Origin of the sequence: Echinicola rosea, assembly GCF_005281475.1 — a bacterium.
GTDB classification, from domain to species: Bacteria; Bacteroidota; Bacteroidia; order Cytophagales; family Cyclobacteriaceae; genus Echinicola; species Echinicola rosea.
The window spans coordinates 3,713,227-3,728,793 of record NZ_CP040106.1; the positions used below are offsets into that span (position 1 = coordinate 3,713,227).

A 15,567-nucleotide genomic window follows, 5' to 3' on the forward strand; every position below is an offset into this window, starting at 1 on the left:
TTCCCAACCTACCGAAAAATCCGACGGAAAGTGAGACTGATCCTTGGTCGGGTGACTTTCTTGGTGGGAGGGAGACGGTGTAGCCAGTATTTTTGGGAACCCTCCCGCATGACGAGCAGGCTGCCATTTTCGAGTACCAAACTGACGGTTTGTTTGGTGGCTTTGTGCTTGAAGGAGAATTTGCGCTCTGCGCCAAAAGAGAGGGAGGTGACGATGGGATCATCGCCGAGCATTTTTTCACCATCACTGTGCCAGGCCATGCCTTCGTCGCCATCATGGTAGAGGTTTAGCAGGCAAGAATTAAATGAAACTCCCGATTTCTCCTCCACAATGGCTTTGAGTATTGTTAATTCTTTGGTCCAGGGGAGTGCTTGTTTTATAGTACCGGAATAGCGGTATTCAAAAGCCTCATCTCCATACCAAGCCACTTTGCGTTTGGTCACATAATGCTTCCCATACAGCAGGGCCTCATCATGCTTCCATTGGATGTTATGAAATAACGTTTCAAAATAGGAAGAGGATTGTTCAGTGCTAAAGATTTTTCCATAATAATGCACCGTGCCATCAAAGGGCAAAATGTTTGACAGGTGATCTTGACTAAATAAATCCATGGCTAAATGTAGCCGTTTGGTCACAAAGCCCCAAAAGTGTTATAAGTTGTTTTTGTAGCGCACTTTAGGGATTGCTGAAAATACAGTTGTAAAGTTAATCATAAAATAACCTTTCGACTCCGCCCAAGGTGACACTTAAGTATGTCTGGTCGTGCAGAGTCGAGACCTCGTATTAATGACGAATCACGCTTGACTTTACGCTACCTACTTTTACTTGACCACACCATCGGCATTACAACGGACGATCGGGCTTGAGATGTAATAAGGTTTTCCACCCGGACTGGTAAAATGATAAGCAAGGTAGATGGTTTTCTGCCCATGTTTCGGCAGGTGCACCTTTGCCTGGTTTTGCTTTACGGTCGTTGATTTCCATTTTTCATCCCTGAAATCCATGTCTTCTAGAGATGAAGCTTCCCACAGCAGCACTTTGTCGGGCTTTTGGTCATTGAAATGATAGGAGACAGACAAATGCTTATTCCCTGATTTTTCTACATCCATGTTTACCTGTGGCAGGGCTTGTTGGAGGCATTGGTATTCAAAAAATGCATTCAGGTTTTGCAGGGCTATTTTCCCATTTCCCAATCCATGCTCCACATTTGGTATGTACACCAAGTCATTATCTCCGGGAATTTCTGCCCAATAATTCTTGGCTGCATCGATAGGCCAATAAGGGTCGTTAGTGCCCATAAATACGAGCTTGGGCATGTCCAATTGGTCACGATAGGCATAAGGATCTACCATGGAAATGGTGGCTGCTCCTTGAGGAGTGCTTGCGGTCTGGGGGATGCCAAGATCCACGTAGTCTTGGATTTCAGGACTATAATCTTGCCACATTGCTATTTGATATTGTAAGCTGACGGGCATGTTCAGGACATCGATCACCATGGGTGCGATGGCATTGACACGATCATCCTGACTCGCGGTCAGCCATGTGGTCCATCCCCTTTTGGATAAGCCTGTCAATAGAAAATGAGTAAGGGTATGGCCGGTTTCATCTCTCGAAAATGCCGTAACCGCATCCATGGCACGTTGGACGGATTTTACCATGGGAAAGAGCAGGGGCCACGTTTCATCTCCCGTTTCTTGGTACTGGTGAAGGGTGTAAGAGATGATTTCATCTTCTACTTTTCCATCAAAAATGGGTTGATTGGGCACTTGGAAGATGGCTGCTACGATGGCTTTGTTATCTATTGACAAATTTTCAAGTCCCTTAACGACGGCATCATCACGGTCACGTTGCTTCGGGAGATTATTTTCCAATCGTCCTCCACCGATATATAGCATGGCTTGATCATGCATAACTTCGTCAGGGACCAAGATCACCAAACGGTGTTTCCAGGTATAACCTTTCCACTTTTGGGAAGTGAGCAGCAGTTCGTACTGTGTTTGGTCATGAGATTTGATTTTATCCACTAACTCCACCGTAAATTCCGATGATGGAGATGAAAGAAAATTGGTAATGGCTTTGTTTTTTTCCTGCGCGAAGGAAGCTAAAACAAACGTTCCAACCATTAACAAAACTAGTAAGCCATGTCGTAAGTGATGCATCTTCATATAAAATTAACAACTAACAATAGCCCATAAGGGGCGGTCCAGAGTTTAATGGGTATAACATATTTAAAAAAGGGAAAGACGATTAAAATTACTTAAAAAATTATAAACGACAAGTGAAAAACAGAAATATGATTAACTCAAAAGTGCTGGTTTTGAGTGCTTTATTGTTGTGTGTTTTAAGTGGATTCCAACAAGCGGCATTCGGTAGGGTCATTTTGGATAGAGATACCATAAGCTTTCCTGACAAAGCGCATCTGTTGCCTTCAGCAAAGCCAGATCGAATAATCCTCAATTTGTCGGCCAATCCATTGGAGGAGGTAGGTATTAACTGGCGGACGGCTACGTCCGAAGCCACCTCTTACCTCCAATTTGCCGTGGCTACGGCAGGCCCAGAATTCAGGGAGGAAACTCAGGATGTCACAGCGAAGACCACATATTTGGAAACCCAACAGGACGATGAGCCTGTGATCAGGGCCCATTACCATGAAGTGGACTTGAAAGGCTTGGTTCCAGGGCAAACCTACGTGTACCGGGTGGGCTCAGAAAAGGCTTGGAGTGAATGGTTTCAATTTAAAATGCCCAAGAAAAAAGGACCCGTTAGCTTGTTTTATTTTGGAGATGCCCAAAATGATGTGTCTTCCCACTGGAGCCGGGTTATCCGAGAAGCCAGTTTCCAATTCCCGCGGGTAGATTTTATGCTATATGCAGGGGATCTGATCAATCATGAAGACGCTGATTTTGAGTGGGGAGGATGGTTTGAAGCTGGAGGCTTTGTCCACGCTTCCGTGCCGGTCATGATGACGCCCGGGAATCACGAATATGCCAAAGGCGTGGTGCTCTCCAAACACTGGAAACCGCAGTTTAATTTGCCCGAAAATGGACCGGAAGGTTTGGAAGAAATGGCGTATGAAATAAATTATCCGGATTTGAAGGTGGTTTCACTGGATGGGGAGCAAATAGATGAGATTCCTGCTCAGAAGATGGCCCAAGTAAAGTGGTTAAGGGAAATCCTTGAAAATAATCCCAAAAAGTGGACGATTGTTACGTTTCATTATCCAATTTACTCTACCAAACCCAACCGCATCAATGAAGATATGCTGGAGTATATCAAGCCAGTACTTGAGGAATACGAAGTGGACATGGTGCTCCAAGGCCATGACCATGCTTATGCCCGAGGCCGTGTGACCACAAAGAACAACCAGGAAGTTTTGGGCGAAGGCCCGATGTACGTGGTATCGGTAAGTGGCCCAAAAATGTACGACATTGGAGATGATCCGTGGATGGACAGAAGGGCCTATATGACCCAGCTTTTCCAATGGATCAATATCGATGGGGATCAGCTGGAATACAAGGCACTTACGGCTACTGGCGAGTTGTATGATGCGTTTATCTTACAGAAAGATGGCGCAGGTAAAAATAAATTGATCAATAAAATCCCCTCCACCGAAGAACGCGTAGGAGAACAGTAATTCCTGAATTTTATGAGAAGGCCAAAAGTGCAACGTTTATGTCTATCGCTGGTACTGGCCAGCCTGTTTTTTGGGTCGGTATGCTGCGCACAGGTAGCTGATATCCGGGAGCGGTTTTTACATTCCGATGAGTTGATGATAGCTGCTCATCGGGCTGCGCATGAGGATTTTCCCGAAAATAGTATTGAGGCAATTCACCAGGCCATTGAGATTGGTGTGGATATCATCGAGCTTGATATAAGGGTGACGAAGGACGGCGTACCCGTGATCATGCATGACCAAACCATCGACAGGACCACGACGGGATCAGGGAATATTGAGTTGTTGGACTTTGAAGCGATTCATTCCTTAAAATTGCTCCATAATGGTAAGGCCACGGATCAAACCATCCCTACACTAAAAGCTGCCCTATTTGCCTGCAAAGACAAGGTAATGGTCGATATGGACATGAAGACGGACCAAATCGATGCCGTACTTCAAGTAGTGGCAGAATCGGGTACAGCCGATCAGTTGATTTTTTTTGATGCTGATTGGGGCGTCTTGGGAGAGATTCGGAAAAAGCTCAGTGGAGCCTATTTGATGCCCAGGACTTACAAGAGGGGGGAAATTAAAAAAGCCGTGAAGAAGCTTGATCCAGTGGCAATCCATATTGACCCCAGTTTTTATGATAGAAGGACGGTGAAGTTGGCCAAAAAACATGGGGTTAGGATCTGGATTAACTCGCTTGGCGATCGTGATCATGCCTTAAGGGGGCATCAGGATGTAAAAGGTTCCATAGAATGGGTGGAAAGGGGAGCCAATATGGTTCAAACCGATCTGCCAGAATTTTGGGTCAGTGTGAGGGATGGGATGTAAGGTTGATGGGGGATAATCAGTTCTGTATAGCGAAAATATTCTCTTTTACATCGTGATACAACACTAAAGTAGGATATGCACTCGCTATTCAATATTAATCTTCTCTGACGGAAGGTGGCCAAACTGTTCTTTAAAGAGCTTTCTAAAATATTTAGGACTGTTAAAACCTACTTCATAAGCGGCTTGTGCCACGCCCAGGTTTTCGTTTTTGATCAAATAGGCGGCGCGGTTGATCTTTACGGTTCTGGTGTATTGGTTGATATTTTGGCCGGTGAGGGCTTTGAGTTTGCGGAAAAGTGAAGTTCGGCTCATGCCCATCAACCTGCATAGCGTTTCTACCTCTGTGGCTTGCTCTCCAAGCTGATTCACAATATGCTCTTCGAGTTGTTTTAAGAAAGCCTTTTCTTGGGTGACAGCTTTTCGTTGACCAACTGTCAAGCTCTTGTCTTGATGTTTTTGCCCTAAATAATACTGTCTCAGCTGGTATCTAGTGGTTAACAAATTTTCAATTCTAGACTTCAATATTTGTCCATTGAATGGTTTGGTGATATAGGCATCGGCACCTTCACCAAATCCTGATGTGATGCTTTCTACACTATCTTTGGCAGAGAGTAAAATGATGGGGATGTGGGTAGTTGCAGGCTGTTTTTTTAGCAACATGCAAAGATCAATTCCATTTTTTTTCGGCATCATTATATCAGAAATGATGATATCGGGAATGTATTTTATTGCTTTTTCCAAGCCTTCTTGTCCATTCTCGGCATAAATAAGATCGTAGCAGCTCTCCAAAAGGCCATTGAGGTAATGCAGGATATCGGCATTGTCATCGATAAGCAGTACCAGTGTTTTCGCTGTTTTTAGATGGAGATTGGATGTTGGTGCTTCCACTGGAGCTTTGGGCAGATTAAGATGCCAATCATTTGGTTGGTGGGTCGATGGATAATTCTTTATGTTTGAAGGAGCTTCGTTTTTGGGAATTGTTACTGTAAATTCACTTCCCTTTCCTTCCTCACTTTTGAGTGCTATTTTGCCTTGATGATCAGTTATGAGCCTTTTGGTCATGGCCAATCCAATGCCCGCCCCCTGATGTTTTGCAGGATTGCTAGACTGATAGTACCAATTAAAGATTTTTCCATGCTCATGGGCAGGTATGCCCGGGCCGGAATCCTTCACGGTAATGACAAAAGAGGTATCTTCTTCATAAAGCTGAAAGAAGACTTGGTCTTTGGGGTTGCAGAATTTTATGGCATTGGAAAGTAGGTTGTTTATGATAATGTGGAGTTTTTCCAAGTCCACTGTAGCTATAAATTCCCTTTTGGGAAAGCTGACTTGCAACTTGATGTTTTTATGCTTGGCCAGATGGTGATATTGGTCCACCCATTGTTTAATCGGTTTTACGATCCGGTGTTTTTCTCTATTTAGCTGATGTCCATTAAGCGCAGTTTTTCTATATTCCAGGAGCTTGTTGATCATTTCCATCAAGTACTTTGCATTTTTTTGGATCAACTTAAGCCCTTTGATATGATGTCCGTTTTTGGTTTCCAGAAGAAGGTCATTTACAGGAGCCATGATAAGCGTCAGTGGTGTTTTGAGCTCGTGTGAAAAGCCCGTAAAAAACCGAACCCGTTCCTCATTTAGTTCATGTTCAAGGTGACGTTGCTTCTTTTCAAATAAGAGCGAATTTTTCAGTTTGAGTCGATCAGCATAATAATTGACACCACCCCAGGTCAAGGCTGCCAGTACGATAAGATATATTAGGTAGGCAGGCCAGGTTTGCCAAAAAGGTGGTGTGATGATGACTGCCATTTGGTTTTGGGCGAAGTGATCGCTGTTGTCACTAGCCCTTATCTTAAGTATATAATCGCCGGGAGGAATGTTGCTGAGGTTGGCAGTTCCGGATTGTTGGGTTTCTATCCAGTGGTCATGATAAGGTTCCAGTTTGTAGGCATAAGAAATGTCTGTGGCCTGTGGATATTTTAATGCCACAAAGTCCAGTGAAAATAAGCTTTGATTGTAGTTTAGTTTGATCTTGTCTAAGTACGGGATATTAGTAGCAGGTGATGTAGCACTTACGAAATCCTTTGCATTTACCTTTTTGTTCATTAATCTCAAATCTGTAAAGAGGAGCGGGTAATCGCCACGATGTTGCTTAATGGATTGGGGATCAAATACATTGATTCCCTTGTTTCCGCCAAGGTAAACGTTTCCTGATTTGCTGACTAGTGAAGCCCCAATATTAAATTCACTTCGCTGGATATTGTTGTACCCGTTTAAGTTGCCGACTTTGTTCGTCGCCTGGTCGAAGTAACTGATGCCATTTGAAGTTCCCAGCCATATCTTGCCGGAATTATCCTTGACTATGCTGTTAATGGTGTTGTTTCCTAGGCCATTTTCTTGTTTAAATTGGGCTACGGTCTTTTCGGATGGGTTAAACCGGATGAGTCCTTCGTACCGGGTCCCGGCGAGGATATCACCATTATCCAAAATACACAGGTTGAAAATAATATTGCCGGGAAAGCCAAAGACCGTGGACTCGTTATAATTTTCTCGTTCACCAGTCAGGTAATTATACCGAATAATCCCATTTCCATAAGTTGCGAGCCATAAGTTGCCTTGCTGGTCTTCGACGATATCCCTGATATCAATTTTTCCCAATTGTTTTACATAGTCAAAATCATCAAGGGGTGGATGGTAACGATAAAGCCCACCCCTGTTTGTACCTGCCCATATCTGGTTTTGGGAGTCCCTAAAGATCACCCGAACGTCATTTCCGTTTTCTTGGCTGCCTTGTAGGTAATGTTTGCAATAACCCGTTCGTGGATTCAGTAGGTTTAATCCGCCTTGGTAAGTCCCTACCCAGATATTATGGTCTTCATTCTCCAGTAGTGACAATATATAATTGTTGCTAAGGCTATGTGGATCACCAGAATGGTATTCAAAATGCTTAATCCTTCCGCTGGAAGGCTCATAAAGGTCCAAGCCTCCACCATCTGTGCCTATCCATATTTTCCCGTTACGGCTTTCTTCGAAGGCACCTATTCGATCATGAGCAATAGTGTGTTTAAGGGAAAGGTTTCGTTGGATGAGGTAAATCGGATCACCTTTAGGGTTTACCACATTGACACCGGTGCTCGTGCCGATCCACATTTTACCATCTTGGGCCAATTTGAGGGATGCCACTGTCCTATTAAATACACTGGATCCATCGCTTTTGGGCAAATACCATTTGGTGTCCAAATGTTGGGTACGCAGGAAATTTGAGGCAGGGATTATCGTCAATCCTCCATTACGGGTTCCTGCCCAAACATTACCGTATGGACCTTTTTCAAAGCACAACACATTGGCATCGCTAAGGCCTACGTTAGGTGTTGTGGTGGCTTTCATATTTAGCGTGTCTCCTTTGGTGGTAATAACTTGGATTCCTTCCCCGGTACCTATCCAAAGGTTCCCGTTGTCATCTCCATAGAGGCAATTGATGTTTTTGGATATTGCTGGACCAGCAGTAGTGACCGTATGGTGTAACAGGTCGATTTTGGATAATCCCTTGTCAAAAGTACCTACCCACAGGACGGTATCTCCTTGAAAGGAGAGGGAGGTTGTTTTGTCCGCGTTAGGAGAGTTTTTGCTGGTCATTGAAGGGATGGTCTGAATTTTTCCTTTTGCGTCCATTAGCTGAACGCCTCCATTATAAATGGCTAGGGCAATTTTGCCGGAAGGGCTACCGGTGGCATAGGTGACATCACTTTTTAGCAGACCGTCCACTTTGGTTTTATGGATAAATTCGTCTGTTTTGGGGCGATAAATACTGAGCCCTCCAAACGTGGATAGGATAAGCTGTTGTTTGTGGTCAAGGTAGATGTGTTGAATATAATTGTTTAGTGGACCGGTATGTTGAACACGGTTGTTTTTTCGATACACTGTAAACGTCTGTCCATCGTATCTGCTCAATCCCTCCATGGTCGCTACCCAAATAAACCCCAGGGAGTCCTGTTCGATGCTGTTGACATAATTGTGAGATAGGCCAGACTCTACATCCAAGAGATAAAAGTTCAGTTGGTTTTGCTTCGGAAAGACTTGAAAATCTTTTTCCTGACCATCTGCAAGACTGGCAAGAATAAAAGAAAGCAGTAGGGTTATTACGGGTAATTTCATCGCTAAACAATCACACTAATTGATAGCTAATTTCCCAATAAAAATACAAATAAACCAGTGTTGGTCGATTTATACCCTTTGTAATGTTGATTTGTGCCCCCTCTTATTCTTCTCATATTCTGAAAATTGTAACTGAAGCTTTTGTCACAGTTATATGCTGACAGGGTTTCATGAAATAAACTATTCACAATAAACCTAAAAGTAACATGCCGACACATTTACAAGTAAGGGCATGGTTTTTTTGCTTGTCATTCACCTTGATAATGACTTGTACCATGTCGAAAGTATTTGGCCAAGAGCAGATCGAAGGCCATGTTTTGGATGAAAAGGGAGCAGGGCTTCCCGGAGCTTCCGTTTTGGTGGTAGGTACTTCCAATGGTACCGTCACCGATCTTGACGGTCATTTTCAGCTTGCCGTTTCATCACAAGATGCCATTACCCTTAAGGTGTCTTTTATAGGCTATCAATCACAGGAAATAGCATTGGATGGAAGAGCAAGTTTAGAAGTGCAGCTACAACCAGACTTACAATCGCTTAATGAAGTGGTAGTGGTAGGGTATGGTGAACAGAAAAAAGCTACCCTTACAGGATCCGTTTCCCAAGTAGAGGGCAGGGATTTGCAAAACAGCCCTCAGCCAAACGTTTCCAACTCCCTCGCTGGGAGGTTCTCAGGAATCATCGCCAATAACCGCGGTGGGGAACCGGGATATGATGGATCGAGTTTTACCATTAGGGGACTGGCCACCACAGGAAACAACGATGTACTGGTCGTGATCGATGGTGTACCCGGGCAGATAGGAGGCCTAGAGCGGCTTAACCCAAATGACATAGAGAGTGTTTCTGTCCTAAAAGATGCCTCCGCAGCCATCTACGGCTCCCGTGCCGCCAATGGCGTGATCTTAGTGACCACTAAGCGCGGTAAGGAAGGAAAGCCTGTCATTTCTTACAGCTTTAACCAGGGATTTTCTTCACCCACCAGATTGCCAGAAATGGCTGATGCGGAAACTTACGCTACGATCAGAAATGAAATAGCCTATTATAATAATCCGCAAGGAGGAATGAACCAAGTTTATTCCCAAGATCAGCTCGGTCAGTTTCGTGATGGCAGTGATCCGATAAATTATCCCAATACCGATTGGGCAGCTGCCACCTTAAACAATGTAGCCCTTCAAAGCCAGCACAATCTTAGCATACGTGGTGGATCTGAAAAGGTGAATTACTTTTTGTCCTTGGGCAAAACCGGACAGGATGGATTATATAAGGATGGTGCGACCCGCTATGATCAGTACAGCTTCAGGTCCAATGTAGATGCGCAGATCACTGAAAGGTTAAAAGTAGGACTTTCACTTGCCGGTAGGAAAGAAGCGCGACAATTCCCTACTACCGGGGCCAACGACATCTTCCGCTCTATCTATAGGGCCTATCCCACGGTGGTAGCAGTCTATCCCAATGGATTGCCATCCACAGGAATCGAAAACAACAACCCTGTGGTAATGGCTACTGACCAAGGGGGGATAAACGATAACCCAAGATTCGTTTTCAATGGGATTTTAAGGGCAAGCTATGAACTTCCTTTCTTAGAGGGACTTTCGGTCGATGGCTTCTATTCTGTGGATGAAAGTTCAAATCGAAGCCGAAATTTTAGCACACCATATACCTTGTACAATTATGATCCGGCCACAGAAGCCTATAATCCCGTCGTGGTGGGCGGTGGTGCAGACCAACAGGCCACACTTTCCGAAGAGCATTATAGCCAATCCATGATCGTGTCCAATATCAAACTGAATTTTAAGCAGTATTTTGGAAACCACTTTGTCGATGCTTTTGTGGGATATGAGCAAAGTGAAAACCGTACCCATACTATGGGAGCCTCGCGCCTGCACTTTCCGACCACCGAAACGCCCGAGCTTAGCCAGGGCGGTGCAGCTGCTTCTGATTATGACAACTGGGGAAGCAGCTATAATTATACCCGGAAAAGTTATATCGGGCGAATTGCCTATAACTTTCAAGAGAAATACTTGGCTGAAGTACAGATGAGGGTGGATGGCTCATCAAACTTCCCTTCGGGAGAGCGATATGGCTTTTTCCCGTCCATTTCGGCAGGGTATAGGGTTTCCGAAGAAACCTGGTTTCGGGACAATGTAGGCTTCTTTGATGACCTTAAGTTCAGGGCATCCTATGGCCAGCTGGGAAATGACAATGTGGGACAGTTTCAATATTATGACAATTATTCCTTTAACAACCGCTACGTCATTGGTGACGAGGTAGTGACCGGTATTGACCTGACGAGGCTGGGCAATCCCAATATCACCTGGGAGGTGGCCACCAAAACCGATATTGGGTTCAATGCGGTATGGCTAAAGAAATTCACCACAGAGTTTATTTATTTCCAACAAGACAGGAGTAAGATCCTCACTACCAGAAATGCTTCCATACCGGGTACTTCTGGCATCGTGAACCCATATGATGTGGATCCATTGGTGCCGTCTGAAAATATTGGGGAAGTAAAAAGCCATGGTTTTGAAGCTACTTTGGGATATGAGCATATAGGAGATTTCAGTTATGGTATTTCTGGTAATTTCACTTATGCCAAAAATGAACTCGTATTCAAGGATGAAGCTCCAGGAGTGCTGGATTATCAGCGGGAAACAGGCCGTTCATTAAATACTTACTTGCTGTATAATGCGATTGGCATTTATCGTACAGAAGAAGATTTGGACAACTATCCTCATGTGCCCGGTGCGCAGCTAGGGGATCTGATTTATGAGGATTTTAATGATGATGGCCAAATAACGGCCGATGATATGGTCAGGACCCAGTATGGTAATATTCCACAGGTTACCTTTGGCCTGAATCTCCATGCCGCTTGGAAAAACTGGGACTTCTCGGCAGTAATTTCCGGACAGGGACAGGTAAGGCAATATGTCCTTCCTGAGTCTGGTACGGTAGGAAACTTTTACAGCAGTTGGGCCGATAACCGCTGGACTCCCGACAATACCGATGGTACTTACCCGAGGGTGAGTGAACGGGCTTCTTCGGCCGTCAGCGGAGGCCTCTACCGAAACAATTTCTGGCTGAATAATGCCGCTTTTGGTAGGTTGAAAAATGTACAAATCGGTTATAACCTTCCCCAAAGCTTTTTGGACAGGTTTTCTATTGGAAGTCTAAGGGTCTATGCAAATGCCTTTAACCTCCTAACGGTGACCAAAGTCCAGGATTATGATCCAGAGGGATCCAGTGAGAGCGGGCAGTTTTATCCGCAGCAAAAAATCATTAATCTCGGACTGAACATTCAATTTTAAATTCCAACCAACATGAAAAATCAAACTATCATCAAGCCATTACTTGGCATTATGCTGATCAGTTCACTGCTGGTTGGCTGTAAAGACAATTTTCTGGACATTGTCCCTACCGATAGGGTTTCTGATGCCTCCATATTGTCAGATTCTACTTTGTTCGAAGCTTATGTGATCAACCGTTACTTGGGTATTAGGCTTACTAATAAAGAAGGGGACGGTAATCTTCCCGGTTTTGGCAGGGGATTCGAATATGCCATGTGGAGTTCATTGACCGATGAGTCGATTTATAATAATGACGATAACACATGGTTTATCCAGCAAGGGCAGCTTTCTCCCGAAAACACCGGCATAGCCGGAACATTCTGGGGACGTTCTTATCGTAGCATTAGGGAGTGTAACTATGCTCTGGCCAATATCGGGGAGCTCGAAATGAGCCAATCCGGAAAAGACCTGCTCATCGCAGAACTCAAGTTTATCCGTGCATTTCGTTACCATGACCTGATCCGTAATTATGGAGATGTTGTTTTGATGGGGGACAGGGTAACTGAATTAGGAGAGGACTTTACAGATCCCAGCTTTTTCGAAAAGACGGACAAGGAAGCAGCAATAGCATATGTGCTTGAAGAATTGGATGCTGCAGCTACTAATTTGCCCGTGTCCAATAATGGTAATTGGCAGGAAGGCCGGGCTACCCGTGGGGCGGCATTGGCATTGAAGGCCAGGCTGCTGCTTTACGGAGCGAGTCCATTATTTACTGATGGAGAGCGGGATGTCCAGAAGTGGCAACGTGCTGCAGATGCTGCCCGAGCCGTCATGGATCTCCAGCAATATAGTCTTTACCAAGGAGGCTACGGAGAATTGTTCCTAACGCCTCAAAGTAATGTGGAAATCATCTTTGCCCGGTATTATAACATCAATTCACGCCACACCGCTTTGGAGATTGCAAACGGTCCAAACGGATATGACGGTTGGGGGGGAAATGTGCCGCTCCAAAACCTAGTGGATGATTATGAAATGATGGATGGAACCCGTTTTGATTGGGAAAATGATAACCATTCAGACCAGCCCTATAAAAACAGGGATCCCCGATTCTATGAAACAATTCTGTATAATGGAGCTCCCTACCGTGATCGCGAAGTAGAAACTTTCGTGCCGGGAGGAAGGGATAGTCAAGACGGTCCATCCAATTGGAATACCACTAAAAGTGGATATTATCTCAAGAAATTCATCAATGAAGAATTGCCAATCCGTAATCCTTGGGAGGTGGCCGGTACCCAGAACTGGATTTATTTCCGGTATGCTGAGATCTTGCTCAATTATGCAGAAGCCCAGAATGAAGCGGTGGGACCGGATGCCAGTGTTTATGATGCTGTGAATGCCATCCGAGGCCGTACTGGCGTGGAAATGCCGCCATTACCTGCAGGCCTGACACAGGATCAAATGCGTGAACGCATCCGTCATGAACGACGAATAGAGTTGGCTTTTGAAGAGCATCGCTATTATGATGTTCGCAGATGGATGATTGCCGATGAGGTGGAAAATACCCCAGCATATGGTATTACCATTACTAAGGATGAAGATGGGAGGTTCAATTATGAGCGAAAAGTAGCCTTGGAAGGTAAACAGTTTTTAGAACGGCATTACTGGTTACCTATCCCACGGTCAGAAATTCTTGCTTCCGATAATCAACTTCCCCAGAACCCCGGATATAATTAATCACGCTATAACAGCCACAGGTAATATGTAGGCTTAAGGTTTTTGCACCTAAAGCTGAATTTACCCGTGGCCATGTTTAAAGTCGATTTATAGCTTGTCATGGCGGATGTCGGGAAGGTTTGAAACTGTAAGAAAATAAAGTTGGCAGAAGGTTGTGGCTTAGCACTGTTATCTACTGACTAAGAAACATCGGAAAAGGTAGCATAGCGACTGATTTTAAAGTAGTTTCAGGCTACCGTACGCATGCATCAAAAGATAAATTGGGGAGTACATAAATTTGGGTTAAGGCGTAGTGGGATCGTTGAGGTCCTATTAATCATATATTTATTTCATAATGATAGAAAAGACATGCTAACAAAATGGTGGAGTAGTCAATTAATATGGTCGGCAATGATTCCAATGATTTGTTCTTGCCAGTCGGAAAGTAAAGGGAGTCGCACCAATAGGCTGGAACCGAAGGTAGTACAGGTTGATCTCCAAATGAACAAGACTTTTCAGACAGTTGCTCATTTTGGGGCATCAGATGCCTGGTCGTGCCAGTTTGTAGGGTTGTGGCCAGACCAAAAGAAAAATGCCATGGCTGAATTGCTTTTCAGTAGGGAGGCTGATTCAGGAGGACATCCAAAAGGTATAGGATTGTCGCTTTGGCGGTTTAATATCGGCGCTGGCAGTGCCGAGCAAGGTGAAGAAAGTGGAATAAGGGATGAGTGGCGTAGAGCTGAATCGTTTATGAAAGGTGATGGGAGTTATGATTGGAGCAAGCAGGCGGGTCAAGTTTGGTTTGCCCACGCTGCACAGGAGTTTGGAGTTCCCAATTTATTGGTTTTTCCAAACAGTCCGCCAGTTCATATGACCAAAAACGGAAAAGCATATGCCAATAATGGAGAAGCGAATTTAGCAAGCAGTCGGTTTGATGATTTTGGTAATTACATGGCAGATGTCATCAAAGGTATGGAGCGTAAGGGCTTACACGTGGATTATATCAGTCCTGTGAATGAACCCCAATGGGACTGGTCTGATGGCGGTCAGGAAGGCACACCATTTCTTAATACAGACATTGCAGGCATTGTCAGGAGTTTAGATGCCTCCTTAAGCGAAAAGGGACTCACCACCAAAATCGACATTGCAGAAGCGGGAAAGATCAATTACCTCTATGAAGATGCTGACAAACCAGCCCGAGGCCGACAAATTAAGCAGTTTTTTGACCAAGGGTCAGAAAATTACATTGGCAATCTTTCACATGTAGGGAATGCGATATCCGGTCACAGCTATTTTACCACATCACCCTATACTGCCGCCATCCAACAGCGGCAAAATCTTGCAACTGAGATGAAGACCATGGATGGACTGGAATACTGGATGAGTGAATATTGTATTCTTGGTGACAATGGCGGGGAGATCAATGGCAGTGGCAGGGATTTGGGCATTAATGCGGCATTATATATGGCAAGAGTAGTCCATAATGATCTGACAGTGTCAAATGCAAGTGCCTGGCATTGGTGGCTGGCCATTTCTCCGTATGATTATAAAGATGGTTTGATATACATAGACAGTGATAAACATGATGGAGAATATTACGAGAGCAAAATGCTTTGGAGCCTTGGCAATTACAGTCGTTTTATCCGCCCAGGTTATCAACGAAAAGGCGTGTCCATCGATGGTGCCAAAGCTCAATCTGCCGATTTCTTGGTTTCTGCTTTTATGGATCCAGAGGAAAATGAACTGGTTTATGTGATCGTAAACTCGGGAATTGCCCCAGTAGCTGTTTCCTTATCCGTTGATGGAGAAAGTGTTTCTCCATCAAAGACATACATGACTTCGGATACACTGGATCTGGCTCCTGTAGATATTGAAAATCAGGTGGTGACAATTCCTGAGCGGACGATCGCCACTATTATTGTAAACCAATGA

Annotated in this window: 8 protein-coding genes; 5 read left to right on the forward strand and 3 right to left on the reverse strand. The window is 44.5% G+C overall.

What is annotated here, in order from left to right:
• Positions 1-8: 8 nt before the first annotated feature.
• Both FDP09_RS14820 and FDP09_RS14825 read right to left on the reverse strand, forming a co-directional pair.
• Positions 9-611, reverse strand: a complete 603-nt coding sequence (locus FDP09_RS14820; RefSeq protein ID WP_137403414.1) for an alpha-ketoglutarate-dependent dioxygenase AlkB family protein — start codon at positions 609-611, stop codon at positions 9-11.
• A 210-nt stretch (positions 612-821) separates the two neighbouring features.
• On the reverse strand, positions 822-2,123 hold the full coding sequence (locus FDP09_RS14825; protein ID WP_229683380.1) for a PhoPQ-activated pathogenicity-related family protein: 1,302 nt from the start codon (positions 2,121-2,123) through the stop codon (positions 822-824).
• 170 nt (positions 2,124-2,293) lie between these two features.
• On the opposite strand from FDP09_RS14825, the gene FDP09_RS14830 reads away from it, so the two are divergent.
• Positions 2,294-3,634 (forward strand): purple acid phosphatase family protein, encoded by a 1,341-nt coding sequence (locus FDP09_RS14830; protein ID WP_137403416.1) that lies wholly within the window; start codon positions 2,294-2,296, stop codon positions 3,632-3,634.
• 12 nt (positions 3,635-3,646) lie between these two features.
• Positions 3,647-4,489 (forward strand): glycerophosphodiester phosphodiesterase family protein, encoded by an 843-nt coding sequence (locus FDP09_RS14835; RefSeq protein WP_137403417.1) that lies wholly within the window; start codon positions 3,647-3,649, stop codon positions 4,487-4,489.
• Between the two features lie 84 nt (positions 4,490-4,573).
• Here the strand turns inward: FDP09_RS14835 and FDP09_RS14840 are convergent, their stop codons facing one another.
• Positions 4,574-8,641, reverse strand: coding sequence for a hybrid sensor histidine kinase/response regulator transcription factor (locus FDP09_RS14840; protein ID WP_137403418.1), 4,068 nt, complete (start codon positions 8,639-8,641; stop codon positions 4,574-4,576).
• Positions 8,642-8,916: 275 nt separating this feature from the next.
• Between FDP09_RS14840 and FDP09_RS14845 the strand changes: the two genes are divergently transcribed.
• The 3 genes from FDP09_RS14845 to FDP09_RS14855 all read left to right on the forward strand — a co-directional run bounded on the left by FDP09_RS14845 (position 8,917) and on the right by FDP09_RS14855 (position 15,567).
• Positions 8,917-11,943: a SusC/RagA family TonB-linked outer membrane protein gene (locus FDP09_RS14845; RefSeq protein WP_137403419.1), complete on the forward strand. Its 3,027-nt coding sequence runs from the start codon at positions 8,917-8,919 to the stop codon at positions 11,941-11,943.
• A 12-nt stretch (positions 11,944-11,955) separates the two neighbouring features.
• A complete protein-coding gene (locus tag FDP09_RS14850) occupies positions 11,956-13,656 on the forward strand; it encodes a RagB/SusD family nutrient uptake outer membrane protein (protein ID WP_137403420.1) in 1,701 nt (566 codons plus the stop codon).
• A gap of 399 nt (positions 13,657-14,055) precedes the next feature.
• Positions 14,056-15,567 carry a glycoside hydrolase gene (locus FDP09_RS14855; protein ID WP_394344032.1) on the forward strand — a complete coding sequence of 504 codons (1,512 nt, stop codon included), beginning with the start codon at positions 14,056-14,058 and terminating at the stop codon, positions 15,565-15,567.

Coding starts and splice junctions, on each gene's coding strand:
- FDP09_RS14820 (WP_137403414.1), bottom strand. CDS start 611: ATGGATTTATTTAGTCAAGATCACCTGTCAAACATTTTGCCCTTTGAT.
- FDP09_RS14825 (WP_229683380.1), bottom strand. CDS start 2,123: ATGGTTGGAACGTTTGTTTTAGCTTCCTTCGCGCAGGAAAAAAACAAA.
- FDP09_RS14830 (WP_137403416.1), top strand. CDS start 2,294: ATGATTAACTCAAAAGTGCTGGTTTTGAGTGCTTTATTGTTGTGTGTT.
- FDP09_RS14835 (WP_137403417.1), top strand. CDS start 3,647: ATGAGAAGGCCAAAAGTGCAACGTTTATGTCTATCGCTGGTACTGGCC.
- FDP09_RS14840 (WP_137403418.1), bottom strand. CDS start 8,641: ATGAAATTACCCGTAATAACCCTACTGCTTTCTTTTATTCTTGCCAGT.
- FDP09_RS14845 (WP_137403419.1), top strand. CDS start 8,917: ATGTCGAAAGTATTTGGCCAAGAGCAGATCGAAGGCCATGTTTTGGAT.
- FDP09_RS14850 (WP_137403420.1), top strand. CDS start 11,956: ATGAAAAATCAAACTATCATCAAGCCATTACTTGGCATTATGCTGATC.
- FDP09_RS14855 (WP_394344032.1), top strand. CDS start 14,056: ATGATTTGTTCTTGCCAGTCGGAAAGTAAAGGGAGTCGCACCAATAGG.